The sequence below is a fragment of the Pseudomonas sp. ef1 genome (assembly GCF_007293365.2).
GTDB classification, from domain to species: domain Bacteria; phylum Pseudomonadota; class Gammaproteobacteria; order Pseudomonadales; family Pseudomonadaceae; genus Aquipseudomonas; species Aquipseudomonas siliginis.
The window spans coordinates 1,977,609-2,001,781 of the sequence record NZ_CM129815.1 but is presented as its reverse complement, the minus strand read 5'-3'; the positions used below and the strand labels follow the sequence as shown (position 1 = coordinate 2,001,781).

Here is a 24,173-nt window from a genome sequence, read left to right as displayed (position 1 = left end):
CGAAGTTGCGATTGGCTCTCAATGGAAGCTGATGGCCTATAGACAGTCCGCGGCTTTCTTCTAGAATGCCTGCCACTGACACAACGGAAGGGATTCTCGGATGATCAACGCCCGTCTGCTGCAAATGGTGATCAATGCTTCAAACGAAGGAATCGTCGTCGCCGAAAAGGAAGGTGATCGAGATAATATTCTTATCTACGTCAACCCCGCCTTTGAGCGCATGACCGGTTATACCAGCGAAGAGATCCTTTATCAGGACTGTCGTTTCCTCCAGGCTGGGGACCGTGATCAACTCAGTCTGCAACCGATTCGCGACACATTGCGCGAAGGCGGCTCGTGTCGTGAGGTTCTGCGCAACTACCGCAAGGATGGCACGCCGTTCTGGAACGAATTGTCATTGTCGACGGTAAAGAATGCCGAGGACGGGCAGACTTATTTCATCGGCGTGCAGAAGGATGTGACGGTTCAGGTCAAGGCGCAGCAGCGGGTTGCACAGCTGGAAGCTCAAGTGGCGGCGCTGCAAAGCGAGCTGGCGGCACTCAAAGCGACGAACGGCGCAAACAAAACCGCGAACTGACGGTCATTAACTACAATCACCAATGACTTTGTAACTATTCACTTCGAGTTAGCCATGCAGCGCGACGCCCTCCTCACCCAGGACGAGCTGGATTTCATCCAGACAATGCAGCACAACCCGCAACTGAACGTGCGGGATGCGACGTCGAGTCTGCTGGTTAATGGTGGTTCGCAGATCCGTGACCTGCTGACACGTCTGGCTGCTCACGAGCAGGTGACGATCCAGGCCAACTTCGAAAATCAACAGATGACTTTCCCGCTGCATCTGGTGGAAGACGAGTTCCACGCGCTGCATCTGCGTCTCGGGGTGCCGAGCATCTACGAAGACGGGCCGATGGTGCGCCCATGGCGTCTCGTACTCGAGGAGCCGGTGGCATTGGAAAACGCCAAAGGCCAGCCCGGCACGCTGTGGGTGCACGAGGTGTCGCACAAAGGTGTGTTGCTGGAAGTGCGCAACAAGACCAAACCACCGAAACATTTCGCCCTGTGGTTCAGCCCTTCCGGTTATGAGCGCATCTCGTTGCGCGGCCATTTCGAGCGTGAAACCGAGCAAGGTTTCTTCGCTTACGAACTGAGCCAGACCGATGCCGACGAAACCGAGCGCCTGCGCCAGTTCATCCTTCAACAGCATCGCCTGACCCATCCCGCCCTGCACGCCTGAGTCTCAGGTATCCAGCTTGCCTGCCATGAATTGCTTCATGCGTTGACGCATTGTTGCGCCCTCATTCCCCAGACATGCCACCGATGAACCGGCGAGACTGTCTTCGGCCAGTTCCGAGGCATCGCCAGCCAGCATCAATTGGCAATCGAGGCTCATTGCCAGCCGATTCAGGCGCCGGGGCAGCTCTGGGGCGGGGGCATGATTGGAAAACAACACAAGTGCGTCAGGCTTGACCTTTTCGCAGACCAGCGTCAATTCATCGAAAGGCTGGCCCGTGGTCAGCACCCGCACGCCAGAATCGTTGCCGCTGAGAAACAGCGCCGCGACCAGCAACTCAAGCTCTCTGCACTGCCCCGCGAGCGCGCTGACAATCACCCGACGCGGTTGCGCACCACGCAACATGACAATGCGCTGCAACACACGCACCCTGAGAAATCCGTCGAGAAACAACCATTCGCTGGTTTGCCCGAAAGCGTCCTGGCGCTGCAGCAGTTGACGCCACAACGGCATCAGAATGGCTTCGAACACCACCGGCAGCGCGTACGACGAGAAAATCTGCCCGTAGACGCGATCCAGCTGCTGATCGTCGAACGCACTGACCGCCTGCTGAACCTGCTCCTGCCATTGCTTGTAATCGGCCTGCACATGGTCATCGGGGATGAAGTTTGCCAGCACCTTCAGAGGCTCTGTTTTCGCCAGGATCTTGCCGACTTTGCTCACGGCCACGCCGCGATCGATCCAGTCGACAATGCTGCGCACGCGCTCGATATCGTTCATGGAATACAAACGATGCCCGCTTTCGGTGCGGGTCGGCTGGATGAGTCCGTAACGGCGCTCCCAGGCCCGCAGGGTCACCGGGTTGACGCCAGTCAGGCGCGCCACTTCGCGGATGGGAAACAGCTCTTCGCGCTCGATCGTGCCGAGTGCTGTCGAAGCCGGGCGAGGGTCCGTGATTACAGGCATCTGGCGGTCAACTTCCATGTCGGTTCATTGGATCCCATTTTAAACATGATGGACTGGAAACCTTCAAGTAGTGATCTACGACGAATGTGGCTGGTTTAATCGACAAAATCAGGAATAATCCTTGCTTGCTGCAAAGCGCAGGTCTCTACCCCGGCCTGCGTCAGGCGAAGCTCTTACCCGGAGCGACGCACTCGAAATACGGAGATACAAAATGTCTACTTCCCCCGTCACGCTAATGGTAGCGCGTCGCGTCGCTGATGGCCGTTATCACGATCTTATCGCCTGGTTGCGCGAAGGCGAGCAACTGGCCACCGACTTCCCCGGCTACCTCGGCTCCGGCGTCCTCGCGCCACCGCCCGGTGACAACGAATTCCAGATTATCTTCCGCTTTGTCGATGAGCAGACCCTGCACGCGTGGGAATACTCGGCGTCGCGTACCGCCTGGCTTAACCGCGGCAGCGATTTGTTCGAACATCCTAAAGAGCACCGGGTCAGCGGCATTGAAGGCTGGTTTGGTGCTGCCGGCCAACGCCCGCCGCGCTGGAAACAGGCCGTGGCGATCTGGCTGGCGTTTTTTCCGGTGTCGCTGATATTCAACTTTGCCCTCGGCCCGCTGCTCGCTGAGCTGAGCCTGTTGCCGCGCATCTTGATCGGCACGGCGTGCCTGACGCCGCTGATGGTGTATTTCTTCATCCCGTTGTCGACGCGTCTGCTGGCGAACTGGTTGAACAGCACGCCGACGAGGCCATTGGCTGGCGCACCGTCGGCGCAGAATCGCTGATCTGCAGCGGGCGGCGAGCCTGTTATAGTTTTCGCTTCAACCGCGATGCGAGCCGCCCATGCCAGATTCCGCAGCCCCGATCCTCATCACCGGCGCCGGCCAGCGTGTCGGCTTGCACTGCGCGCAGCGCTTGATCGAGGATGGCCACCCGCTGATTTTCACTTACCGCACCGAGCGACCGGGCGTGCAGGCCCTTCGCGATCTTGGCGCGACAGCGTTGTTCGCGGACTTTTCCAGCGAGGCCGGGATTCTTGCCTTCATCGATGCGCTGAAAGCCCACACCGACAGCTTGCGCGCCGTCGTGCATAACGCCTCCGAATGGCTGGCAGAAACCCAGGGCAGCGAAGCACAAGCCTTCAATCGCATGTTCAACATTCACATGCTCGCGCCTTACCTGATCAACCTGCACTGCGCCGAGTTGCTGCAGCGCTCGACGCCTGCCGACATCATCCACATCAGCGACGATGTCACCCGCAAAGGCAGCAGCAAGCACATCGGTTATTGCGCCAGCAAGGCCGGGCTCGACAGTCTGACCCTGTCGTTTGCCGCGCGCTTTGCGCCGGCCATCAAGGTTAACGGCATCGCCCCGGCGCTGCTATTGTTCAACCCCGACGATGACGCCGCCTACCGCAGCAAGGCGTTGGCCAAGTCCGCGCTGGGTATCGAGCCGGGCAGCGAGGTGATCTATCAGAGCCTGCGCTATCTGCTCGACAATCCCTATGTCACCGGCACGACCCTCACCGTCAACGGCGGACGGCACGTCAAATAGGCCGTCCCGCTTCGGCCGCGAGTCGAGTAAGATCCACCAGAACGCCTGCAATAGACTGGACGGAGCAAATCAATGCCACAACTTCAACCGGGAATGGCGCGCATCCGGGTCAAGGATCTGCGCCTGCGCACCTTTATCGGCATCAACGAGGACGAAATCCTCAACAAGCAGGATGTGCTGATCAACCTGACCATTCTGTACGCGGCTCAGGAAGCGGTGCGCGACAACGATATCGACCATGCGCTGAATTACCGCACCATCACCAAGGCAATCATCGCCCACGTCGAAGGCAACCGCTTCGCGCTGCTCGAACGCCTGACCCAGGAATTGCTCGATCTGGTGATGACCAATGCATCGGTGCTGTATGCCGAAGTCGAAGTCGACAAGCCCCACGCGCTGCGCTTCGCCGAATCGGTATCGATTACGCTCGCGGCGAGTCGCTAGCCTCAAGCCGCAAGCTGTAAACTTTGCTCACAGACACCCATCTTGCAGCTTGAAGCTTGCCGCTCAAAGCTGTCTCGAAGAGACCCCCCATGACTGATCAACAACGCCTGGAACTCGAAGCCGCCGCCTTTCGCCGACTGGTCGCTCACCTCGACAGCCGCAAGGACGTGCAGAACATCGACCTGATGAACCTCGCCGGGTTCTGCCGCAACTGCCTGTCGAAATGGTACAAGGCCGAAGCCGACCAACGTCAGATCGAGGTCAGCCTCGATGACGCCCGCGAAGTGGTGTACGGCATGCCCTACGCCGAGTGGAAAGCCCAATACCAGCAAGAAGCCAGCGCCGAGCAGCAAGCAGCGTTTGCCAAAGGAAAACTCAATGACTGATCTGAATACCCTGCGCGCCAGCCTCAAGAGTGGCGAGCATGCTTTCGCCGACACCCTGGCGTTCATCGCCGCCGGTTACGACTACCAGCCGCAAGCATTCAACAACGGCGGCGTGGAAAATGCTGCCGGGCAGAACGAAGGCTCCTGCAAGACCCTGGGTCTGGCACTGCTGGAAGGTTTGAGCGATGAAGAAGCGCTGCTGGCGTTCGGCGAGCATTACCGTTCGGTCCTGGCGACGCCCGAGGGCAGCGATCACGGCAACATTCGCGCGTTGATCAAACACGGCCTGGCCGGGGTCAAGTTCAGCGCAGAACCACTGACCCGCCGCTGATCCCAACAGCCACACATACCCCCTGTGGGAGCGAGCCTGCTCGCGAAGACGGACTGACATTCATCGTTGATGTCGACTGATACACCGCTTTCGCGAGCAGGCTCGCTCCCACACTGGATGCGTGGCGACTGCGAATCTCGGGCACAAAAAAACCGGCCAATCTGGCCGGTTTTTTTATGCCCTGCGGTCTTAGAACGTGGCGTTCTGCAAGCCGTCCAGGTAACGCTCGGTGTCCAGTGCCGCCATGCAACCGGCGCCGGCCGAGGTGATGGCCTGACGGTAAACGTGGTCAGCCACGTCACCGGCAGCGAAGATGCCTTCGACGCTAGTGGCCGTCGCATTGCCTTCACGGCCGCCCTGCACAACCAGGTAACCGTCTTTCAGCGTCAACTGGCCTTCGAACAGCGAAGTGTTCGGAGTGTGGCCAATGGCGATGAACACGCCGTCGACTTTGATTTCGTCGAAGCTGCCATCGTTGTTGCGCAGACGCGCACCGGTCACGCCCATGTTGTCGCCGAGGACTTCGTCCAGGTTGGCGTTCAACTTGAGAATGATCTTGCCTTCAGCCACACGAGCGTTGAGCTTGTCGATCAGGATCTTCTCGGCGCGGAAGGTTTCGCGACGGTGGATCAAAGTCACGGTGCTGGCGATGTTGGCCAGGTACAGCGCTTCTTCGACAGCGGTGTTGCCACCGCCAACCACGGCGACCGGCTTGTTGCGGTAGAAGAAACCGTCGCAGGTCGCGCAGGCCGACACGCCTTTGCCCATGAACGCTTCTTCCGACGGCAGGCCCAGGTAACGGGCGCTGGCGCCAGTGGCGATGATCAGCGCATCACAGGTGTAAACCGCGCTGTCGCCGGTCAGGGTGTACGGCTTGGCAGCGAAGTCCACGGCGTTGATGTGATCGAACACGATCTCGGTTTCAAAACGCTCGGCGTGCTCGCGCATGCGCTCCATCAGCACCGGACCGGTCAGGCCGTGGACATCGCCCGGCCAGTTGTCGACTTCGGTGGTGGTGGTCAGTTGACCGCCGGCCTGCATGCCGGTAATCAGCAGTGGCTTGAGGTTGGCGCGGGCCGCGTAGACCGCAGCGCTGTAACCGGCGGGGCCGGAACCGAGAATGATCACTCGCGAATGACGGACTTCAGACATGAATCTGCTCCTGTTGGCCGGCCATGAAAAAATCTGGCGCGGACGCCGGACGGCCGGCGGAATAAAAAAGGACCGTGGACACCTTGGGGAAGGCTTGAACTCGACAGTCCTGTAAAAAGTTGGGTGCAGCGTATCGAGGGGGGCAAGATTAAGGAAATACGGTTTAACAATCCAGCTCATAGGTGGTCTCTATGCCGAGACGCTGACGAGATAGACCTCTTTGTTACAGTGAATGTCGATTGCTCTGCCGCGCTTTCGCCGCTGTGGCAAAGCCGGTAACGTCGGCGCGTTTTCCCTTGCTTCGGAGCACCTTATGCCCGCCCCTGTTCTGTCAGGCCCGCAATACCTGCGCGAAGGCCTCAAACTGGTCCTGAGCCCTGGCCTGCGCCTGTTCGTGTTGTTGCCGCTGGCTATCAACCTGGTGCTGTTCGTCGGATTGATCTATCTGGCCGGCCACCAGTTCAGCCTGTGGGTCGACACGCTGATGCCCTCGTTGCCTGAATGGCTGAGTTTCCTCAGCTATATCCTGTGGCCGCTGTTCGTGGTCCTCGTGGCCTTGATGGTGTTTTTCACCTTCACCATGCTCGCCAACATCATTGCCGCACCGTTCAACGGTTTCCTCGCGGAAAAAGTTGAAGTGGTGGTGCGCGGCACCGATGATTTCCCGGCGTTCAGTTGGGGCGAACTGATCGCGATGATCCCGCGCACCCTCTCCCGGGAAATGCGCAAGCTCGGCTACTTCCTGCCGCGCGCCATTGGCCTGTTCATCCTTTCGTTCATCCCGGTGGTAAATATCGTCGCCGCGCCGTTATGGCTGCTGTTCGGCGTGTGGATGATGGCCATCCAGTACATCGACTACCCGGCGGATAACCACAAACTCGGCTGGAACGAGATGCTCGCCTGGCTGCGGCAGAAGCGCTGGCAGAGCATGAGTTTTGGCGGGATCGTCTATCTGGTGTTGCTGATTCCGGTGGTCAACATCCTGATGATGCCGGCGGCGGTAGCCGGGGCGACATTGTTCTGGGTGCGCGAACGTGGCGCCGAAAACCTGGTGATACAGCACTGACCGCGTCACAAATCCATCATCCGACCGTAACAAGCTCGACATGGCCTCAGCCGACACTGAGGTCATGACGACAGCTCTACATATCACCCTCATCAGCGAAACCTTCCCACCGGAAATCAACGGCGTGGCCAATACCCTTGGCCGCTTGTGCGAGGGTTTGCGCGCACGAGGGCATCAGGTGGAGCTGGTGCGCCCGCGCCAGGCCGGTGATCCACAACGCAGCGAAGACGATGCACTGTTGCTGTGTCGCGGATGGCCGCTGCCGGGCTATCCGGGGCTGCAATGGGGCCAGTCGTCGATGCATAAACTGCTGCGGCGCTGGAAACGCCAGCGCCCCGATGTGCTGTACATCGCCACGGAAGGCCCGCTGGGATTGTCAGCACTGCGCGCCGCACGGCGCCTGGGGATTGCGGTGGTGAGCGGCTTTCACACCAACTTCCAGCAGTACACCAGCCAGTACGGCCTCGGTCTGCTGACGCGGATGCTTACCCACTACCTGCGCTGGTTTCACAATCGTTCGGCAATGACTTTGGTGCCGAGCGCCAGTCAGCGCCTGGAGTTGGAGCGGCGGCATTTCGAGCGGCTGGCGTTGTTGTCGCGGGGTGTGGACAGCCAGTTGTTTCATCCGAGCAAACGTCAGAGCGCGTTGCGTGAGCAATGGGGGCTCTCTGACACGGATATCGCGGTCATCCACGTAGGAAGGCTCGCCCCGGAGAAAAATCTGGGCCTGCTCAAACGCTGCTTTGAAACCCTGTCTGCGACTTATCCACAGCGCCATCTGAAGCTGATCGTGGTCGGTGACGGCCCGCAGCGTTCGGCGCTGGAAAAAGAATTGCCGGAAGCGATCTTCTGCGGCGCGCAGCGGGGTGAAGTACTGGCGGCGCACTATGCCTCAGGGGATCTGTTTGTATTTCCCAGCCTCACCGAAACCTTCGGCAATGTGGTGCTGGAAGCCCTGGCTTCTGGACTTGGCGTGGTGGCATATGACCAGGCAGCGGCGGCGCAGCATATTCGCCATGGCTACAACGGCGTTTCGGCAATGCCCGGCGATGAGCAGGCGTTTTGCGAAGCGGCGGCGTGGTTGCTGGAGGAAGATGAACGGTTGCGTTGTGTGCGGCTGAATGCGCGGCAGCATGGCAGTCGCCAGGGCTGGGCGGCGATTATCGAGCAGTTCGAGGGGTATTTGCGGGGGGCTTGTGCGGGGGAGCTGGTGGTGCCTGGGGCGCAGACACAACCATAGATTTGCGTCGACATAGAAACAGCGTTCGCGAGCAGGCTCGCTCCCACATGGGCACCGCATTCCGTCATATGAAATGCAGTAGAGGGTGGGAGCGAGCCTGCTCGCGAAAAGGTCGAACTGGCGCTGCTTAAACCAGGGTCATCAACGCCTCACGACTGAACGGCAGAATATCCTGCTCACGTCCTTCACGGACTTTCTGCGCCCAGTCCGGATCAACCAGCAGCGCGCGGCCCACTGCTACCAGGTCGAACTCTTCTTTGTTCAGACGCTCCAGCAGATTTTCCAGGCTGGCCGGTTGCGCGACCTTGTCGGTGTTGACCATGAACTGCAGGAACTCGCCGTCCAGGCCGACGCTGCCCACGGTGATGGTCGGTTTGCCGGTCAGCTTGCGGGTCCAGCCAGCGAGGTTCAGATCCGAGCCGTCGAACTCCGGCTCCCAGAAGCGTCGGGTCGAGCAGTGGAAAATGTCCACGCCAGCGTCAGACAGCGGCTTGAGAAACTCACCCAGCGCTTCGGGGCTTTGCACCAGACGCGCGGTGTAATCCTGCTGCTTCCATTGCGAGAAGCGGAAGATGATCGGGAAACCCTCACCGACAGCCTCGCGTACTGCTTGAATCAATTCGATGGCAAAACGCGAACGGTTGGCCAGGCTGCCACCGTATTCATCGCTGCGCTGATTGCTGCCTTCCCAGAAGAACTGGTCGATCAGATAACCGTGAGCGCCATGGATTTCCACACCGTCCATGCCGATGCTTTGCGCATCTTTGGCCGCCTGGGCAAACGCGGCGATCACGTCCTGGATGTCCTGTTTGGTCATGCCGTGAACCACGACCTGACCGTCCTTGAGTTTTTCCGACGGACCGTAGCCCGGCACGCTGGCATCCGGCTCGGTGCCGAGGCGGCGTACGCTGCCGACATGCCACAGTTGCGGGACGATCTTGCCGCCCTCGGCGTGCACGGCGTCGACAACTTTTTTCCAGCCGGCCAGCGGCGCTTCATCGAAAAACTGCGGCACGTTTGGATAGCCATTGGACGCGATGTGGCCGACCGTGGTGCCTTCGGTGATGATCAAGCCAACCCCAGCGGCCGCACGACGACGGTAGTACTCGATGACTTTGGAATTCGGCACGCCGCCCGGGGAGAACGAGCGGGTCATTGGCGCCATGACGACGCGGGTCGGCAGTTCGAGGGCACCGAGATGGAACGGTTTGAACAGGGCTTGAACAGGCATCGAGAGGCTCCACGAAAACGTTGGCGACAGGCATGAATCGATATGACGGCGATAATATTGAGACTCGAGAGCTCTGAACAGCATTATTGATTTTGGTGATTAAGGATCAAAAGATTGAAAAGCAAAAGATCGCAGCCTTCGGCAGCTCCTACACGGGATTTGTGGTCCCCCTGTAGGAGCTGCCGAAGGCTGCGATCTTTTGATGCTGCTTTTCAGCCCAGCGCTTTTTCAATCGCATGCACGATGGTCGGATCATCCGGCGCCGTGCGCGGCGAGAACCGCGCCAGCACCCGGCCGTCCTTGCCGAGCAGAAACTTCTCGAAATTCCAGGTGATGTCGCCGGGAAACTCGGCGCCCTCGCCCGCCAGCAGGCGATACAACTGATGCCGTTCGTGGCCGTTGACTTCGAGCTTGCTCGCCAACGGGAACGTCACGCCATAGTTGAGGCTGCAGAATTCCTGGATTTCCTTTTCCGAGCCTGGCTCTTGACCGGCAAACTGGTTGCACGGCAGGCCCAGCACAGTGAAGCCTTTGGCCTTGTATTGCTGGTAGAGGTTTTCCAGTGCCGCGTACTGGGGGGTCAAGCCGCATTTGGAGGCCACGTTGACCACCAGCACGACTTGGCCCTTGAACGGCGCCAGCGGTAGCTCCTGACCATCCAGGGCGGTCAACTTAAGGTCGTGAAAAGCACTCATGCCGAACTCCAGGATTCTCGTGTTCTACTCGAAACAGCCACTTGGCGAGGCCACCAAGGACAGCCGCGGACTAAAAAGGCGCCCACAGGCGCCTCTCCAGTACTCGAAGCTTAGCGCAGAAAATCAGTGGTGATGGCCACCTTCGCCATGGACGTGACCATGAGCGATTTCTTCCTGGCTGGCGTCACGGATATCAACGATCTTCACTTCGAAGTTCAGGCGCTGACCGGCCAGAGGGTGGTTGCCATCAACGGTGACGTCGTCGCCGTCCAGGTCACGAATGGTGACGATCTGCATCTGGCCGTCCGGCGCCGAAGCGTGGAACTGCATGCCGACTTCCAGCTCGTCAACGCCTTCGAACATGCTGCGGCTCAGGGTGCTGACCAGCTCGGCGGCGTATTCGCCGTAAGCGTCTTCAGGCTCAACGGCTACTTTCAGCTCGTCGCCGACAGCTTTGCCTTCAAGGGCTTTTTCCAGGCCCGGGATGATGTTGCCTGCACCTTGCAGGTAAACCAGCGGAGCGCCGCCGGCGGAGCTGTCGATGACCTCACCAGCGTCGTTGGTCAGGGTATAGTCGATGGAGACAGCCTTATTGGCGGCGATCAGCATGGGGCGAGACCTTTTGCATAAGAATATAGAAAGGCCAAGTTTAGCGAAGCAATCGCGTGAAAGCGACCACAACCCGGACAAACGGGTTTCGACCGTCACCGGCTTTCATCAGGACGAAGATGGCCATTGGGTGGTCGAGCTTTCCTGTGGCCACACCCAGCACCTGCGCCACGAGCCGCCGTGGCAAACCCGCGCCTGGGTCCTGGATCCGGCGCAACGTATTGAAAAAACAGGTCAACCCTTTGCCTGCGGTTGGTGTGCACAAGGCTCGGTTAGCGCTAACCTTGGCGACTGAATTTCGGTAGTCGGCCAGACATAGGCTGACACCCTTGCATAGAGAATTCCCATGCAAACTTTTTTTATCGCCCCCACCGATTTTGGCGTGGGTCTGACCTCCATCAGCCTCGGGCTGGTGCGCACGCTTGAACGCGCCGGGCTGAAAGTCGGCTTCTTCAAACCGATCGCCCAGCCGCACCCCGGCGACACCGGCCCTGAGCGATCCACCGAACTGGTGGCGCGCACCCATGGCCTGAAACCGCCACAACCGTTGGGGCTGGCGCACGTCGAACGCATGCTCGGCGACGGTCAGCTCGACGAACTGCTCGAAGAAATCATCGCCCTGTATCAGCAAGCGGCGGTCGGCAAAGACGTGCTGGTGGTAGAAGGCATGGTGCCGACCCGCAGCGCCAGTTACGCCGCACGGGTCAATTTGCATCTGGCGAAAAGTCTGGACGCCGAGGTGATTCTGGTCTCGGCGCCGGAAAACGAAGTGCTCGCCGAGCTTTCTGGCCGTGTCGAGCTTCAAGCGCAATTGTTCGGTGGCCCGAAAGATCCGAAAGTCCTCGGGGTGATCCTCAACAAGGTCAAGACCGACGAGAGCATGGACGCCTTCGCCACGCGTCTGAAGGAGCATTCACCGTTGCTGCGCAGCGGTGATTTCCGCTTGCTTGGCTGCATCCCGTTTCAGCCGGAACTCAATGCGCCACGCACCCGCGACGTCGCCGACCTGATGGGCGCGCAAGTGCTCAACGCGGGCGACTACGAAACCCGGCGCATGAGCAAAATCATCATTTGCGCACGAACCATGCGCAACACCGTCGAGCTGCTCAAACCCGGCGTGCTGGTGGTGACACCGGGCGATCGCGACGACATCATCCTCGCCGTCAGTCTTGCGGCGATCAACGGCGTGCCGCTGGCCGGCCTGCTGCTGACCAGCGACACGCTGCCCGACCCGCGCATCATGGACCTGTGCCGGGGCGCGTTGCAGGCCGGTCTGCCGGTGTTGTCGGTGAGCACCGGCTCTTACGACACCGCCAATCTGCTCAATGGCCTGAACAAGGAAATCCCGATCGATGACCGCGAGCGCGCGGAGATCATCACCGATTTCGTCGCCAGCCACCTCGACGCCAACTGGCTGCATCAGCGCTGCGGTACGCCTCGGGAGATGCGCCTGTCGCCGGCAGTGTTCCGCTATCAATTGATCCAGCGCGCGCAAGCGGCGAACAAGCGCATCGTCTTGCCCGAAGGCAGCGAGCCGTTCACCGTGCAAGCGGCGGCGATCTGTCAGGAACGCGGGATCGCCCGCTGCGTGCTGTTGGCCAAGCCCGAAGACGTCGAAGCGGTCGCCCGCGCGCAAGGTATCGTGCTGCCGCCGGGTCTGGAAATCCTTGACCCGGACCACATCCGCGAGCGTTACGTCGAGCCGATGGTCGCCCTGCGCAAGAGCAAAAGCCTCAACGCACCGATGGCCGAGCAACAACTGGAAGACACCGTGGTGATCGGCACCATGATGCTTGCGCTGGATGAGGTCGACGGCCTGGTTTCGGGTGTGATCAACACCACCGCCAACACCATCCGCCCCGCCCTGCAACTGATCAAGACCGCACCGGGCTGCACGCTGGTGTCGTCGGTGTTCTTCATGCTGTTCCCCGAAGAAGTGCTGGTCTACGGCGACTGCGTGATGAACCCGCACCCGAGCGCCGCAGAACTGGCCGAGATCGCCCTGCAAAGCGCTGACTCGGCGGCCGCATTCGGTATCACTCCACGGGTGGCGATGATCAGCTATTCCAGCGGCGAATCGGCCCGCGGTGAAGAAGTCGAGAAAGTCCGCGAGGCGACTCTGCTGGCTCATGAGCAACAAAACTCGCTGCTGATCGACGGCCCGTTGCAGTACGACGCCGCCGCCAACGCCGACGTCGCGCGGCAACTGGCGCCGAACAGTCAGGTCGCCGGGCGCGCCACGGTGTTTGTGTTCCCCGATCTGAACACCGGCAACACTACGCACAAAGCCGTGCAGCGCAGCGCCGATTGCGTCAGCCTCGGGCCGATGCTGCAAGGCCTGCGCAAACCGGTGAACGACCTGCCGCGCGGCGCGCAAGTCGATGACATCGTCTACACCATCGCGCTCACCGCGATTCAAGCCGCCAACCGACCTATGGATGTGTAAATGCTGGATTTTCTACCCGCCCCCGTGCGTGGCGTGATCGCCTCGCTGCTGTTGGCGCTCAACACGATTCTGCTCTGCTCGTTCCTGTTCTGTGTGGCGCTGGTCAAGGCCCTGCCGTTTGCTTTTACCCAGCGCATTGCCGGTTGGCTGATGAGCCACACTCACGAGGCGTGGATCAGCAATAACAAAGGCTGGATGAATCTGGTACGGCGCACCCGCTGGCACGTCAGCGGCCTGCAAGGCCTCGACTATCAGCACTCGTACCTGATCACCAGCAACCACCAGAGCTGGGTGGATATTCTGGTGCTGCAATACGTGCTCAACCGCAAGATTCAACCGCTGAAGTTTTTCCTCAAGCAGGAGCTGATCTGGGTGCCGGTGATTGGCCTGGCCTGGTGGGCGCTGGGCTTTCCGTTCATGAAGCGCTACTCCAAAGCGTATCTGGAAAAACACCCGGAAAAGAAAGGCAAGGACCTGGAAACCACGCGCAAGACCTGCGCGAAATTCCGCCATAACCCGGTGGGGATTTTCAACTTCGTCGAAGGCACACGCTTCACCGAAGGCAAGCATGCGCAGCAGCAGTCACCGTTCAAGTACCTGCTCAAGCCCAAGGCCGGCGGGATCGCCTTTGTGCTGGATGCGATGGGCGAACAGCTGGAGTCGATCGTCAACGTGACGATTCATTATCCAGCGGGGCGTCCAGGGTTCTGGGATTTGCTCTGCGGCAATGTGCGCGATGTGGTGGTGCATTTTGAGGAGATCAAAATCCCGCCGGCCTTCATCGGCAAGAACTACGACCAGGACGGCGAGTATCGATTGCAGTTTCAGGGCTGGATCAATCAGCTGTGGCTGGACAAGGACGCGTTGCTGGAGCAGATGCACCGCGAATATCCAGCCAAACACTGACCCCTGTGGGAGCGAGCCTGCTCGCTCCCACAGTTGATCGTTTGATCGTTCCCACGCTCCGCGTGGGAATGCAGCCCGGGACGCTCCGCGTCCCTGCCGAAGCGGACGCGGAGCGTCCAATGAGGCATTCCCACGCGGAGCGTGGGAACGATCACCCGGCACAAAAAAAGCCCGCCGATGATCACTCACCGGCGGGCTTTTTCTTGCCGCTTGCAGCTAGAAGCTTGTCGCTGCTTCCACCTTAGATCGCACCACGCTGCCGCAACAGCTCCAGCACTTGCTTGACGCTTTCTTCCAGACTCAGCGACTGCGTGTCGATCACCAGATCGGCATTGAGCGGCACGTCGTACGGGAAGGATTCGCCCGGGATGTTGTCGCCGCCAGCGGCGTACAGCCCTTGCGGATCACGCTCGGCGCACACGGTCGGCGAGGCCTGCACGTAGACCGTCAGCAAGCGATCCTTGCCGATCAGTTCCTTGGCCTGCTCGCGACCTTCGGCACTTGGCGCGACGAACGCGGCCAGGGTCAGCAGCCCCGCTTCGTTGAACTGACGCGCCACGTGGGCGGCACGACGCCAGTTCTCGGTACGCCCGGCGCGATCCTGTGGCAGACCTTTGTTCAAGTCATGACGCAGGTTCTGGCCATCGAGTACAAACACCGCGCGGCCCATGTCGAACAGCTTGCGCTCGACCGCATACGCCAGGGTGCTTTTACCCGCGCCGGACAGGCCGCTGAACAGCACGGTGGCCGGTTGCTGGCCGAAGCGCTGGGCACGTTCTTCGGTCGCCACGTGCGCCAGTTTGCCGTGGTGGGTGGCGGTGCCATGGGCCACTGGCTGAGCGACGATCATGCCGGCGCCAACAGTGCCGTTGGTCAGGCGGTCGATGACGATGAACGCGCCGGTGGTGCGGTTGCTTTCGTAACCGTCGAGGGCGATCGGCGCGTCGAGCGCGATCTTCACCTTGCCGATTTCGTTGAGCTGCAACGCGCTCGCCGGGCCTTCTTCCAATGTGTTCACGTCGACCTTGTTGACGATGCTGGCGATCGAGCCCGGCACGTAACTGGTGGCGCGTTTGATGTCGTATTTCTTGCCCGGCAGCATCGGCTCTTCAGCCATCCACACCAGCATCGCTTCGAAGCTGTCGGTGACCGGCGGCACGTTGTCGGCATGCACCAACAGGTCGCCACGGGAGATATCGATTTCGTCTTCCATGGTCAGGGTTACCGCCTGACCGGGACCTGCGTGCTCCAGTTCACCTTCGAAGGTGACGATGGATTTCACCCGGCTGCTCTTGCCCGACGGCAGCACCACGACTTCGTCGCCCTTGTGCACGATGCCGCTGGCCAGGGTGCCGGCGAAACCACGGAAATTCAGGTTCGGACGGTTGACGTACTGCACCGGGAAACGCAGATCGGTGAAGTTGCGATCGCCCGCCACTTCCACTGTCTCGAGAATTTCCATCAGCGACTGGCCGGTGTACCACGGCGAGCGCTCGGACTTGTTCACCACGTTGTCGCCCTTGAGGGCAGACATCGGCACGAAGTGCATGCTGGTCGGCTTCATCTTCAAGCCTTCGGCGAACTTCAGGTAGTCGGCCTTGATCGACTCGAATACGCCTTCGTCGAAATCCTTCAAGTCCATCTTGTTGATGGCAACGACGATGTGTTTGATGCCCAGCAACGAAGCGATGAAGCTGTGGCGACGGGTCTGGGTCTGCACGCCGTAACGGGCGTCGACCAGAATGATCGCCAGGTCGCAGGTGGACGCACCGGTGGCCATGTTGCGGGTGTACTGCTCATGGCCGGGGGTGTCGGCGATGATGAATTTGCGCTTGGCGGTGGAGAAATAGCGGTAAGCGACATCAATGGTGATGCCCTGCTCACGCTCGGCCTGCAGGCCGTCGACCAGCAATGCCAGGTCGATGTCGTCACCGGTGGTGCCGACTTTCTTCGAATCGCGGGTGATCGCTTCGAGGTGATCTTCGTAGATCATCTTCGAGTCGTGCAGCAGGCGCCCGATCAGGGTGCTCTTGCCGTCATCGACGTTACCGCAGGTCAAAAAGCGCAGCAGCTCTTTACGTTCGTGCTGGCCCAGGTAGGCGAGGATGTCCTCGCTGATCAAATCAGAAGCATGGCTCATTGCATTCAAGCTCCAAGCTGTAAGCTTCAAGCGGCAAGCTTGTCGGCGTACAGCTAGTCAGAAATTTTGTTGATCAACCCAACCAGCATCCTAGAAAGCTCTCGGGTCTCCATAATCCAATTTTCAGCCAGTGGTTCTGCGATGTAAGCGATATCTCGGCCTATCAGGATCTGGGTGCGCAGCTCTCCACAAGAAGCTTTCGCAATCCAAAGAAAATGAACCTTTTCTTTGCAACTCCGACGCTCCATGCCTTCAGCGATATTGGAAGGCACTGAAAGTGCAGAACGGGTGATCTGATCCTTGAATCCAAAATCCCCGCACCGCGCAAACTCTTTGAAAATCCTCACCGCCAGACATTTGCTTCGCTGCCATACAACCAGTCTCTCGAAATCCATTACGAGTCATCCGATTCCGGCCCGCAGCAACCGGCTGCAAGCGCCAAACTGCAAAGCTACTCATACCGCCTTTAACTTGCAGCTTGCCGCTTGTAACTCGAAGCTTAAAAGTAACCTTGACGTTTTTTGTCTTCCATCGAGCCTGCGCCATCGTGGTCGATGACCCGGCCCTGGCGCTCGGAAGTTCGCGTCAGGAGCATTTCCTGAATGATGTCCGTAAGGCTTTCGGCCTCGGACTCCACCGCGCCCGTCAACGGGTAGCAGCCAAGGGTGCGGAACCGCACTTTCTTTTTCACGATGCGCGCTTTGTCTTCATCGGACAGGTGCTCGAGAATGCGCTCGTCGTCGATCATGATCAGCGTGCCGTTCTTCTCGATCACTTCGCGTTCGGCGGCGAAGTACAGCGGCACAATCGGGATGCCTTCGAGGTAGATGTACTGCCAGATATCCAGTTCGGTCCAGTTCGACAACGGGAACACACGGATGGATTCGCCCTTGTTGACCTTGCCGTTGTAGACGTTCCACAGCTCCGGACGCTGGTTTTTCGGGTCCCAGCGGTGCTTGCTGTCACGGAACGAGTACACGCGCTCTTTGGCGCGGGATTTCTCTTCATCGCGACGGGCGCCGCCGAACGCTGCGTCGAAACCATGCTTGTCGAGTGCCTGTTTCAGGCCTTCGGTTTTCATGATGTCGGTGTGCTTGGCGCTGCCGTGGGTGAACGGGTTGATGTTCTGCGCCACGCCATCGGGGTTGATGTGGGTAATCAGGTCCAGGCCCAAGTCTTCGACCATCTTGTCGCGGAACTTGTACATTTCCTGGAATTTCCAGCGGGTGTCGACGTGCATCACCGGAAACGGCAGTTTGCCCGGGAAGAACGCCTTGCGTGCCAGGTGCAGCATCACGGCGGAGTCTTTACCGATGGAGTACAGCATCACCGGGTTATCGAACTCGGCGGCCACCTCGCGGATGATGTGGATGCTTTCCGCCTCCAGCTGTTTCAGATGCGTCAGTTTGTCGACCATGGCTACTCACGAAAGCTTTCTTATGAACGGCCAGCGGGCCGTGTTCGAGCGAGGAATCCTAGCACAGCGACCTCTTCTAATCAGGACGCCAACTAGATCGAAAGGGTATATGAATATGCCCACTCGTTTGGGCGCGCCGGCCCATGTAGGAGCTGCCGAAGGCTGCGATCTTTTGATTTTGTTTTTAAAGATCAAGATCAAAAGATCGCAGCCTTCGGCAGCTCCTACACAGCGAACGATGTGTCAGATAGGGTTTGGGCAATCGATGAAGATATGCTCAAGGGCAAAGCGCTTCGCCAGATACTCGCCCAACGCCTGCACGCCATAGCGTTCGGTGGCGTGATGGCCGGCGGCGATGAAGCTGATGTCGTTTTCCCTGGCGCTGTGGAAAGTCTGCTCGGAGGCCTCGCCACTGATGAACAGATCGACCCCCGCCGCCACGCCCTGATCGATATAACCCTGGCCACCGCCGGTGCACCAACCGACGCGGCGGATCATGCCGCTGCCTTCGATCAGCAGCGGCTCGCGGCCCATGCCTTCCTGAACCTTGCGCGCGAAATCCCGTGCGGTCATGGGCTCATTCAGCGAACCGACCAGCCCGACGACTTTCGGGTTGCTCGGGTCCAACGGCCCTTCAACAGTGATGTCGAGCTGACGCGCCAGTTGCACGTTGTTGCCAACGTCCGGGTGCAGATCCAGCGGCAGGTGATAAGCGAGCAGACTGATGTCGTGCTTGAGCAAGGTTTTCAAGCGGCGCTGTTTCATGCCGGTGACGCAGGGGTTTTCGCCTTTCCAGAAATACCCGTGGTGGACCAGGATCAGGTCGGCCTCGGCCTCGACGGCGGCATCGAGCAACGCCTGGCTGGCGGTGACGCCACTGACGATGCGCATCACCTGCGGGCGGCCTTCGACCTGTAATCCGTTAGGGCAATAATCGGCAATTTTCGCACTGCCCAGGTAACGGTCGGCTTCTTCGACGAGGGTGCTGAGGGCAACGGCCATGAAAGACTCCTAAATATCCCGTTCAGAGGCGCGCGCGGCCTCGTATAATGCGCGACATTATGGGCGGTCTGACCTCGCCTGCAACCTTTCCAGGAACGTGCTTAATGCTCAAGGCGCTGCGTTTTTTTGGCTGGCCGCTGTTGGCCGGTGTGCTTATCGCTCTGTTGATTATTCAGCGTTACCCCGAGTGGGTCGGGCTGCCGAGCCTCGACGTCAATCTGCAACAGGCGCCACAGACCACCATCGTGCAACAGGGGCCGGTGTCCTATGCGGATGCGGTGGGCATCGCCGCGCCGTCGGTGGTCAACCTGTACACCACCAAGGTCATCAACAAACCGGCGCATCCCTTGTTCGAGGATCCGCAGTTCCGCCGTTTCTTCGGTGACAACTCGCCGAAACAGAAGCGCATGGAATCGAGCCTCGGTTCCGGGGTGATCATGAGCCCGGAAGGCTACATCCTCACCAACAACCACGTCACCAGCGGCGCCGACCAGATTGTCGTGGCATTGAAGGACGGTCGCGAAACACTCGCACGGGTGATTGGCAGCGATCCTGAGACTGACCTGGCTGTCCTGAAAATCGACCTGAAAAACCTCCCGGCAATCACCGTCGGCCGCTCCGACAGCATTCGCATCGGTGACGTCGCGCTCGCCATCGGCAACCCGTTCGGCGTCGGTCAGACCGTGACCATGGGCATCATCAGCGCCACCGGCCGCAATCAGCTGGGCCTGAACAACTACGAAGACTTCATCCAGACCGATGCGGCGATCAACCCGGGCAACTCCGGCGGTGCGCTGGTCGATGCCAACGGCAACCTCACCGGAATCAACACGGCGATTTTTTCCAAGTCCGGCGGCTCGCAAGGGATCGGATTTGCCATTCCGGTGAAACTGGCGATGGAAGTGATGAAGTCGATCATCGAGCACGGCCAAGTGATTCGTGGCTGGCTGGGCATCGAAGTACAACCGCTGACTCAGGAACTGGCGGAGTCGTTTGGCTTGTCCGGGCGTCCGGGGATTGTCGTCGCGGGGATCTTCCGTGACGGCCCGGCGCAGAAAGCCGGCCTGCAACTGGGCGATGTGATCCTGAGTATCGACGGCGAACCGGCCGGCGATGGCCGCCGCTCGATGAACCAGGTGGCGCGGATCAAGCCGACCGACAAGGTGACGATTCAGGTCATGCGTAACGGCAAGGAGCTGAAGCTGACGGCTGAAATCGGCCTGCGCCCACCGCCGGCGCCAGTCAAAGAAAAAGAAGAATAAAAATGTTTTCGCGCCAGCGGCGCGAATAACAGACATTCTCAACAGGCATGTTATATTGTTTCAATTCTAACAATTGGAACAACATAACATGTCGTCTCGCAAAAAGGCCTCGCTGTTGGGCCTGACTCTGGGTTTGCTCTGCGATCCCGCCTTCGCCGATGAGCCGCAGCCCGTTGAGCTGGAAGCCATCAGCGTTACCTCCGACTACGAATCACCCTCCGGCCCGGTCAGCGGTTATCGCGCGACCCGCTCGGCCAGTGCGACCAAAACCGACACGGCGATTCGCGATATCCCGCAAGCCATCAGCGTGGTCCCGGCCAGTGTGCTCTCGGATTTGGGCAGCAGCAGCGTCGAACGTGCGCTGGATTTTGCCGGCGGCGTGTCGAAGCAGAACAATTTCGGCGGCCTGACCTTGTACGAATACAGCGTGCGCGGCTTCACCACGTCCGAGTTCTACAAGGACGGTTTCAGCGCCAATCGCGGTTACCCGAGCACGCCGGATGCGGCCAATATCGAGCGCATCGAAGTGCTCAAAGGCCCGGCCGCCAGCCTTTACGGTCGGGGCGATCCTGGCGGCACGGTAAACATCGTCACCAAGAAACCGCAGCCAGAAGCGTTCACCACTCTGCAGACCAGCGCCGGCAGTTGGGACCGCTATCGCACCGCGCTGGACGTCAACACGCCCCTCGATGATCAGGGCAATGTGCTCTCGCGCATCAACTTCGCCGTAGAAGACAACAAAAGCTTTCGCGACCACGTCGACAGCCAGCGGGTGTTCGTCGCGCCTTCGATCAGTTGGCAGTTGAACCCGGACACCTCGCTGCTGGTGGAGAGCGAAATCGTCCGTCACAACTCGACGTTCGATCGTGGCGTCGTGGCGCCGAACAACAAATGGAGCGGCGTATCGCGCTCGACGTTCTTGGGCGAGCCCAACGACGGCAACATCGACAATCACAACAACCTGCTCCAGGCCACTCTTGAACACCATCTGAACGACAGCTGGAAACTGCGTCTGGCCAGCCACTACAAGGAAGGCAAGCTCTGGGGCGACGCCACGGAACAACGCGCGCTGAACGCCGACGGCCACACGGTCAACCGCCGCTTGCGCGAACGCGATACGAATTGGCACGACAGCATCACCCAACTGGAACTGCGCGGTCTCTTCGACCTCGGCCCGTGGCAGCATGAATTGCTGATCGGCACCGAGTACGAGAATTACCGCAAGGACGAACGCGTCACCACCGTCGCCGGCGGCCCCTACGCCATCGACATCTATAAGCCGGTTTACGGCCAGCCGAAACCCAACGGCGCACGCTCGGGCACCGACTTCTTCGAACACGTTGAAAGTCATGCGCTGAATCTGCAGGACCAGATCATCTTCACCGACAAGCTGCGCGGCATGGTCGGCGCGCGCTTCGAGCACTTCGATCAGCGCATCGACGATCACAGCCGCAACGCCAAAAGCCAGCAGCGCCACGACGCGCTGACTCAACGCGCCGGCCTGCTCTATCAGCTCACGCCGAACACCGGCCTGTTCGCCAACGCCTCCACCTCGTTCAAACCGAACAACGGCCTGGATGCTTCCGGCAAATCCTTCGATCCGGAAGAAGGTGTCGGTTACGAAGTGGGGATCAAGAACGAGCTGTTCGATGAGCGGGTGAGCAGCACCCTCGCCTTCTTCCACATCGACAAGGAAAACGTCCTCGCCCTTGATCCGGGCACTGACACCAGCCGCGCGATGGGCAAGGCGCGCAGTCAGGGTTTCGATTGGCAAGTGAGCGGCCAGGTGACCGACGCGATACGGGTCATCGGCGCCTTCGCCTACATCGACGCCGAGGTGACCAAGGGCGACGCGACCATTCCTACCGGCAGCCGCATCCTCGGCGTGGCCAAACGCAGCGGCAGTCTGCTGGGTGTGTATGCATTTCAGGATGGCCGTCTGCGCGGTTCAGACGTCGGCGCAGCGTTCACTTACGTCGGCGATCGCTCGGGCGAATCCGGCAGCGACTTCGAATTGCCGGCCTACCAGACCGTGGATTTGCTCGCACATTACAAGGCCAGCGACAACGTAACGGTCGGCCTGAACCTGAACAACGTCTTCGACGAGAAATATTACGAGCGCTCCTACAGCAACTACTGGGTCAACCCCGGCGAGCCACGCAATTTCACCGTCAGCCTGACACTCAACCTGTAAAAGGACGTCACCATGCAATACGGCAAATCCCTTCTGCTCATCGCTGCGCTCTTCACCGGGGAAGTGTCGGCCCACGGCCTGTGGACAGAGGAACGACGCGGCAACATCGAAGTGATCTACGGCCACGGCGCCGAAGACAACGCCTTCAAGGCACAAAAAGTCAGCGGTGCCTGGGCTTATGACGCAAGCGGCAAAATGATCCCGGTCAGCGTCGAGCGCCTGGCCGATCATGCCCGTTTGAAACCATTGAAGCCGCCGGCGGTGATGGCCGTGGCGCTGAATAATGGCATGTGGTCGCAGACGGCGGACAAGAAGTGGATCAACGAAGGACGCAGCAAAGTGCCCGGCGCCACCGAGGCCACGCAGACCTTCAAGTACAGCCTGGCGATCTATCAGCCGGGGGCAAGGTTGCCGAAACTGGACCAGATCAAACTGCTGATCCTGCCGGAGGTCGATCCGCTGACGGTCGGGCCGGGCAAATCGTTACCGGTGCGGGTGCTGCTCGATGGCAAACCGGCGGCAGGGGTGAAGTTGATTGGCGACTATCGCAGCGCGCCCAACACCCTGAGCACCGAGACCGACAAGGATGGGCGTGCGCAGGTGCTGGTGCGTAATGAAGGGTTGAATGTGATTGCGGCGCAGGTTGAAGTGCCGGTGAAGAACAACGCGGATGTGGACAGTCGTGGGTTGTTCACGTCGCTGACATTCCTTGGGGAACCACATCACGACTAAACACAATGAGCAAATGTGGGAGCGAGCCTGCTCGCGAATGGGTACAACATTCAGCACTGCATTGAATGAAAGACCGCTTTCGCGAGCAGGCTCGCTCCCACAAGTTCAGTGTCGCTTAGAGGTCGCCAAGGCCGTCAATCAACGCCTGATTCTGCTCCGGCGTACCCACCGATATCCGCAAGAACTGCGCAATCCGTTCCTGCTTGAAGTGCCGCACGATCACGCCCTGCTCGCGCAGCTTGGCCGCCAGGCCCGCCGCGTCATGCTGCGGGTGGCGAGCGAAGATGAAGTTGGCCGCCGACGGCAGCACTTCAAAGCCTTTAGCCTGCAACTGCGCCACCACCCACTCGCGGCTCTCGATCACCTGACGACAGGTCTTGTCGAAATACTCGCGATCGGCAAACGCCGCCGCCGCGCCGACAATCGCCAGACGATCCAGTGGATAGGAGTTGAAGCTGTTCTTGATCCGCTCCAGCGCTTCGATCAGGTCCGGATGCCCTACCGCCAGACCGACACGCAGGCCGGCCAGCGAGCGTGACTTGGACAGCGTCTGCGTCACCAGCAGGTTCGGATAGCGGTCCACCAGACTGATCGCCGTCTCGCCACCGAAGTCAATGTACGCCTCGTCGACGACTACGACCGAATCAGGACTGGCCTTGAGGATTTGCTCCACCGCGTCCAGCGCCAGCAGGCATCCGGTCGGGGCGTTCGGGTTGGGGAAAATGATCCCGCCATTCGGTTTGGCGTAGTCGGCCGGGTTGATCTGGAATTGCGCATCCAGTGGCACCGCATCGAATTCAATGCCGTACAGACCGCAGTAGACCGGATAGAAGCTGTAGCTGATGTCCGGGAACAGCAGCGGCTGATCGTGTTGCAGCAGACCGTGGAAGATGTGCGCGAGCACTTCGTCCGAACCGTTGCCAAGGAACACCTGACTGGTTTGCACGCCGTAGTAATCAGCCACGGCGTTTTTCAGCAGGTCACTGTTCGGGTCCGGGTACAGGCGCAGGTTGTCGTTGAGCTCGGCTTGCATCGCCGCCAGTGCCTTTGGCGACGGGCCATACGGATTTTCGTTGGTATTGAGCTTGACCAGTTTGGTCAGCTTCGGCTGTTCGCCCGGCACGTAGGGCACCAGATCCTTGACGAACGGGCTCCAGAATTTACTCATCG

25 protein-coding genes are annotated in these 24,173 nt (G+C 59.9%); 15 read left to right on the top strand and 10 right to left on the bottom strand.

The features are described 5' to 3' along the window. The first annotated feature begins 100 nt into the window (after nucleotides 1-100). The gene (locus tag FEE99_RS09040; RefSeq protein WP_041478000.1) at nucleotides 101-577 is read left to right on the top strand and encodes a PAS domain-containing protein; all 477 of its coding nucleotides are present in this window, start codon (nucleotides 101-103) and stop codon (nucleotides 575-577) included. 54 nt (nucleotides 578-631) lie between these two features. Beyond that, nucleotides 632-1,237: a hypothetical protein gene (locus FEE99_RS09035; protein WP_024011639.1), complete on the top strand. Its 606-nt coding sequence runs from the start codon at nucleotides 632-634 to the stop codon at nucleotides 1,235-1,237. A 3-nt stretch (nucleotides 1,238-1,240) separates the two neighbouring features. Here the strand turns inward: FEE99_RS09035 and FEE99_RS09030 are convergent, their stop codons facing one another. Next, nucleotides 1,241-2,200 (bottom strand): MerR family transcriptional regulator, encoded by a 960-nt coding sequence (locus FEE99_RS09030; RefSeq protein ID WP_041478018.1) that lies wholly within the window; start codon nucleotides 2,198-2,200, stop codon nucleotides 1,241-1,243. A gap of 211 nt (nucleotides 2,201-2,411) precedes the next feature. On the opposite strand from FEE99_RS09030, the gene FEE99_RS09025 reads away from it, so the two are divergent. The 5 genes from FEE99_RS09025 to FEE99_RS09005 all read left to right on the top strand — a co-directional run bounded on the left by FEE99_RS09025 (nucleotide 2,412) and on the right by FEE99_RS09005 (nucleotide 4,911). After that, complete coding sequence (locus FEE99_RS09025; protein ID WP_041477999.1) at nucleotides 2,412-2,981, top strand: antibiotic biosynthesis monooxygenase; 570 nt, start codon at nucleotides 2,412-2,414, stop codon at nucleotides 2,979-2,981. 58 nt (nucleotides 2,982-3,039) lie between these two features. Beyond that, nucleotides 3,040-3,750 (top strand): dihydromonapterin reductase, encoded by a 711-nt coding sequence (gene folM / locus FEE99_RS09020; protein ID WP_041477998.1) that lies wholly within the window; start codon nucleotides 3,040-3,042, stop codon nucleotides 3,748-3,750. Nucleotides 3,751-3,822: 72 nt separating this feature from the next. Then, complete coding sequence (gene folX / locus FEE99_RS09015; protein WP_016771653.1) at nucleotides 3,823-4,194, top strand: dihydroneopterin triphosphate 2'-epimerase; 372 nt, start codon at nucleotides 3,823-3,825, stop codon at nucleotides 4,192-4,194. A gap of 89 nt (nucleotides 4,195-4,283) precedes the next feature. Further along, nucleotides 4,284-4,580, top strand: a complete 297-nt coding sequence (locus FEE99_RS09010) for a DUF1244 domain-containing protein (protein ID WP_041477997.1) — start codon at nucleotides 4,284-4,286, stop codon at nucleotides 4,578-4,580. Further along, nucleotides 4,573-4,911 (top strand): HopJ type III effector protein, encoded by a 339-nt coding sequence (locus FEE99_RS09005; RefSeq protein WP_041477995.1) that lies wholly within the window; start codon nucleotides 4,573-4,575, stop codon nucleotides 4,909-4,911. The genes FEE99_RS09010 and FEE99_RS09005 overlap by 8 nt, the downstream gene beginning before the upstream one ends. A gap of 189 nt (nucleotides 4,912-5,100) precedes the next feature. Here FEE99_RS09005 and trxB read toward each other — a convergent pair whose 3' ends face one another. Next, nucleotides 5,101-6,063, bottom strand: a complete 963-nt coding sequence (trxB, locus tag FEE99_RS09000) for a thioredoxin-disulfide reductase (protein ID WP_016771656.1) — start codon at nucleotides 6,061-6,063, stop codon at nucleotides 5,101-5,103. Between the two features lie 313 nt (nucleotides 6,064-6,376). On the opposite strand from trxB, the gene cysZ reads away from it, so the two are divergent. Beyond that, a complete protein-coding gene (gene cysZ / locus FEE99_RS08995) occupies nucleotides 6,377-7,129 on the top strand; it encodes a sulfate transporter CysZ (protein WP_038861129.1) in 753 nt (250 codons plus the stop codon). Nucleotides 7,130-7,169: 40 nt separating this feature from the next. Beyond that, a complete protein-coding gene (locus FEE99_RS08990; RefSeq protein WP_041477994.1) occupies nucleotides 7,170-8,369 on the top strand; it encodes a glycosyltransferase family 4 protein in 1,200 nt (399 codons plus the stop codon). A 127-nt stretch (nucleotides 8,370-8,496) separates the two neighbouring features. On the opposite strand, the gene FEE99_RS08985 is transcribed toward FEE99_RS08990, so the two are convergent. The 3 genes from FEE99_RS08985 to FEE99_RS08975 all read right to left on the bottom strand — a co-directional run bounded on the left by FEE99_RS08985 (nucleotide 8,497) and on the right by FEE99_RS08975 (nucleotide 10,904). Further along, on the bottom strand, nucleotides 8,497-9,600 hold the full coding sequence (locus tag FEE99_RS08985; protein WP_041477993.1) for an NADH:flavin oxidoreductase: 1,104 nt from the start codon (nucleotides 9,598-9,600) through the stop codon (nucleotides 8,497-8,499). Between the two features lie 212 nt (nucleotides 9,601-9,812). Next, nucleotides 9,813-10,295: a glutathione peroxidase gene (locus FEE99_RS08980; protein ID WP_041477992.1), complete on the bottom strand. Its 483-nt coding sequence runs from the start codon at nucleotides 10,293-10,295 to the stop codon at nucleotides 9,813-9,815. Nucleotides 10,296-10,418: 123 nt separating this feature from the next. After that, nucleotides 10,419-10,904 (bottom strand): FKBP-type peptidyl-prolyl cis-trans isomerase, encoded by a 486-nt coding sequence (locus FEE99_RS08975; RefSeq protein WP_016771661.1) that lies wholly within the window; start codon nucleotides 10,902-10,904, stop codon nucleotides 10,419-10,421. On the opposite strand from FEE99_RS08975, the gene FEE99_RS08970 reads away from it, so the two are divergent. From FEE99_RS08970 to FEE99_RS08960, 3 genes are read left to right on the top strand one after another with little or no spacing between them, the layout of a single operon-like run. After that, nucleotides 10,873-11,199 carry a DUF3565 domain-containing protein gene (locus FEE99_RS08970; protein WP_081932433.1) on the top strand — a complete coding sequence of 109 codons (327 nt, stop codon included), beginning with the start codon at nucleotides 10,873-10,875 and terminating at the stop codon, nucleotides 11,197-11,199. The genes FEE99_RS08975 and FEE99_RS08970 overlap by 32 nt on opposite strands. Nucleotides 11,200-11,250: 51 nt before the next feature. Beyond that, nucleotides 11,251-13,350, top strand: a complete 2,100-nt coding sequence (gene pta, locus FEE99_RS08965) for a phosphate acetyltransferase (protein WP_024011632.1) — start codon at nucleotides 11,251-11,253, stop codon at nucleotides 13,348-13,350. After that, on the top strand, nucleotides 13,351-14,256 hold the full coding sequence (locus tag FEE99_RS08960; protein ID WP_041477991.1) for an acyltransferase: 906 nt from the start codon (nucleotides 13,351-13,353) through the stop codon (nucleotides 14,254-14,256). Between the two features lie 241 nt (nucleotides 14,257-14,497). On the opposite strand, the gene cysN is transcribed toward FEE99_RS08960, so the two are convergent. From cysN to FEE99_RS08940, 4 genes are all read right to left on the bottom strand, one after another. Beyond that, on the bottom strand, nucleotides 14,498-16,396 hold the full coding sequence (gene cysN / locus FEE99_RS08955) for a sulfate adenylyltransferase subunit CysN (RefSeq protein WP_024011630.1): 1,899 nt from the start codon (nucleotides 16,394-16,396) through the stop codon (nucleotides 14,498-14,500). Nucleotides 16,397-16,449: 53 nt separating this feature from the next. Further along, nucleotides 16,450-16,791 carry a four helix bundle protein gene (locus FEE99_RS08950; protein ID WP_039759341.1) on the bottom strand — a complete coding sequence of 114 codons (342 nt, stop codon included), beginning with the start codon at nucleotides 16,789-16,791 and terminating at the stop codon, nucleotides 16,450-16,452. A 104-nt stretch (nucleotides 16,792-16,895) separates the two neighbouring features. Beyond that, entirely contained in the window at nucleotides 16,896-17,813 is a 918-nt protein-coding gene (gene cysD / locus FEE99_RS08945) for a sulfate adenylyltransferase subunit CysD (protein WP_016771664.1), read from the bottom strand. 243 nt (nucleotides 17,814-18,056) lie between these two features. Continuing rightward, nucleotides 18,057-18,815, bottom strand: a complete 759-nt coding sequence (locus FEE99_RS08940; protein WP_041477990.1) for a Nif3-like dinuclear metal center hexameric protein — start codon at nucleotides 18,813-18,815, stop codon at nucleotides 18,057-18,059. A 104-nt stretch (nucleotides 18,816-18,919) separates the two neighbouring features. Between FEE99_RS08940 and algW the strand changes: the two genes are divergently transcribed. The 3 genes from algW (at nucleotide 18,920) to FEE99_RS08925 (ending at nucleotide 23,003) form a co-directional block, all read left to right on the top strand. After that, nucleotides 18,920-20,077, top strand: coding sequence for a Do family serine endopeptidase AlgW (gene algW, locus FEE99_RS08935; protein WP_016770590.1), 1,158 nt, complete (start codon nucleotides 18,920-18,922; stop codon nucleotides 20,075-20,077). Nucleotides 20,078-20,165: 88 nt separating this feature from the next. Beyond that, nucleotides 20,166-22,271 carry a TonB-dependent siderophore receptor gene (locus FEE99_RS08930; protein WP_041477989.1) on the top strand — a complete coding sequence of 702 codons (2,106 nt, stop codon included), beginning with the start codon at nucleotides 20,166-20,168 and terminating at the stop codon, nucleotides 22,269-22,271. Between the two features lie 12 nt (nucleotides 22,272-22,283). Beyond that, nucleotides 22,284-23,003, top strand: coding sequence for a DUF4198 domain-containing protein (locus FEE99_RS08925; protein WP_041477988.1), 720 nt, complete (start codon nucleotides 22,284-22,286; stop codon nucleotides 23,001-23,003). Between the two features lie 115 nt (nucleotides 23,004-23,118). On the opposite strand, the gene hisC is transcribed toward FEE99_RS08925, so the two are convergent. Beyond that, nucleotides 23,119-24,171: a histidinol-phosphate transaminase gene (gene hisC / locus FEE99_RS08920; RefSeq protein ID WP_041477987.1), complete on the bottom strand. Its 1,053-nt coding sequence runs from the start codon at nucleotides 24,169-24,171 to the stop codon at nucleotides 23,119-23,121. Nucleotides 24,172-24,173: the final 2 nt, after the last annotated feature.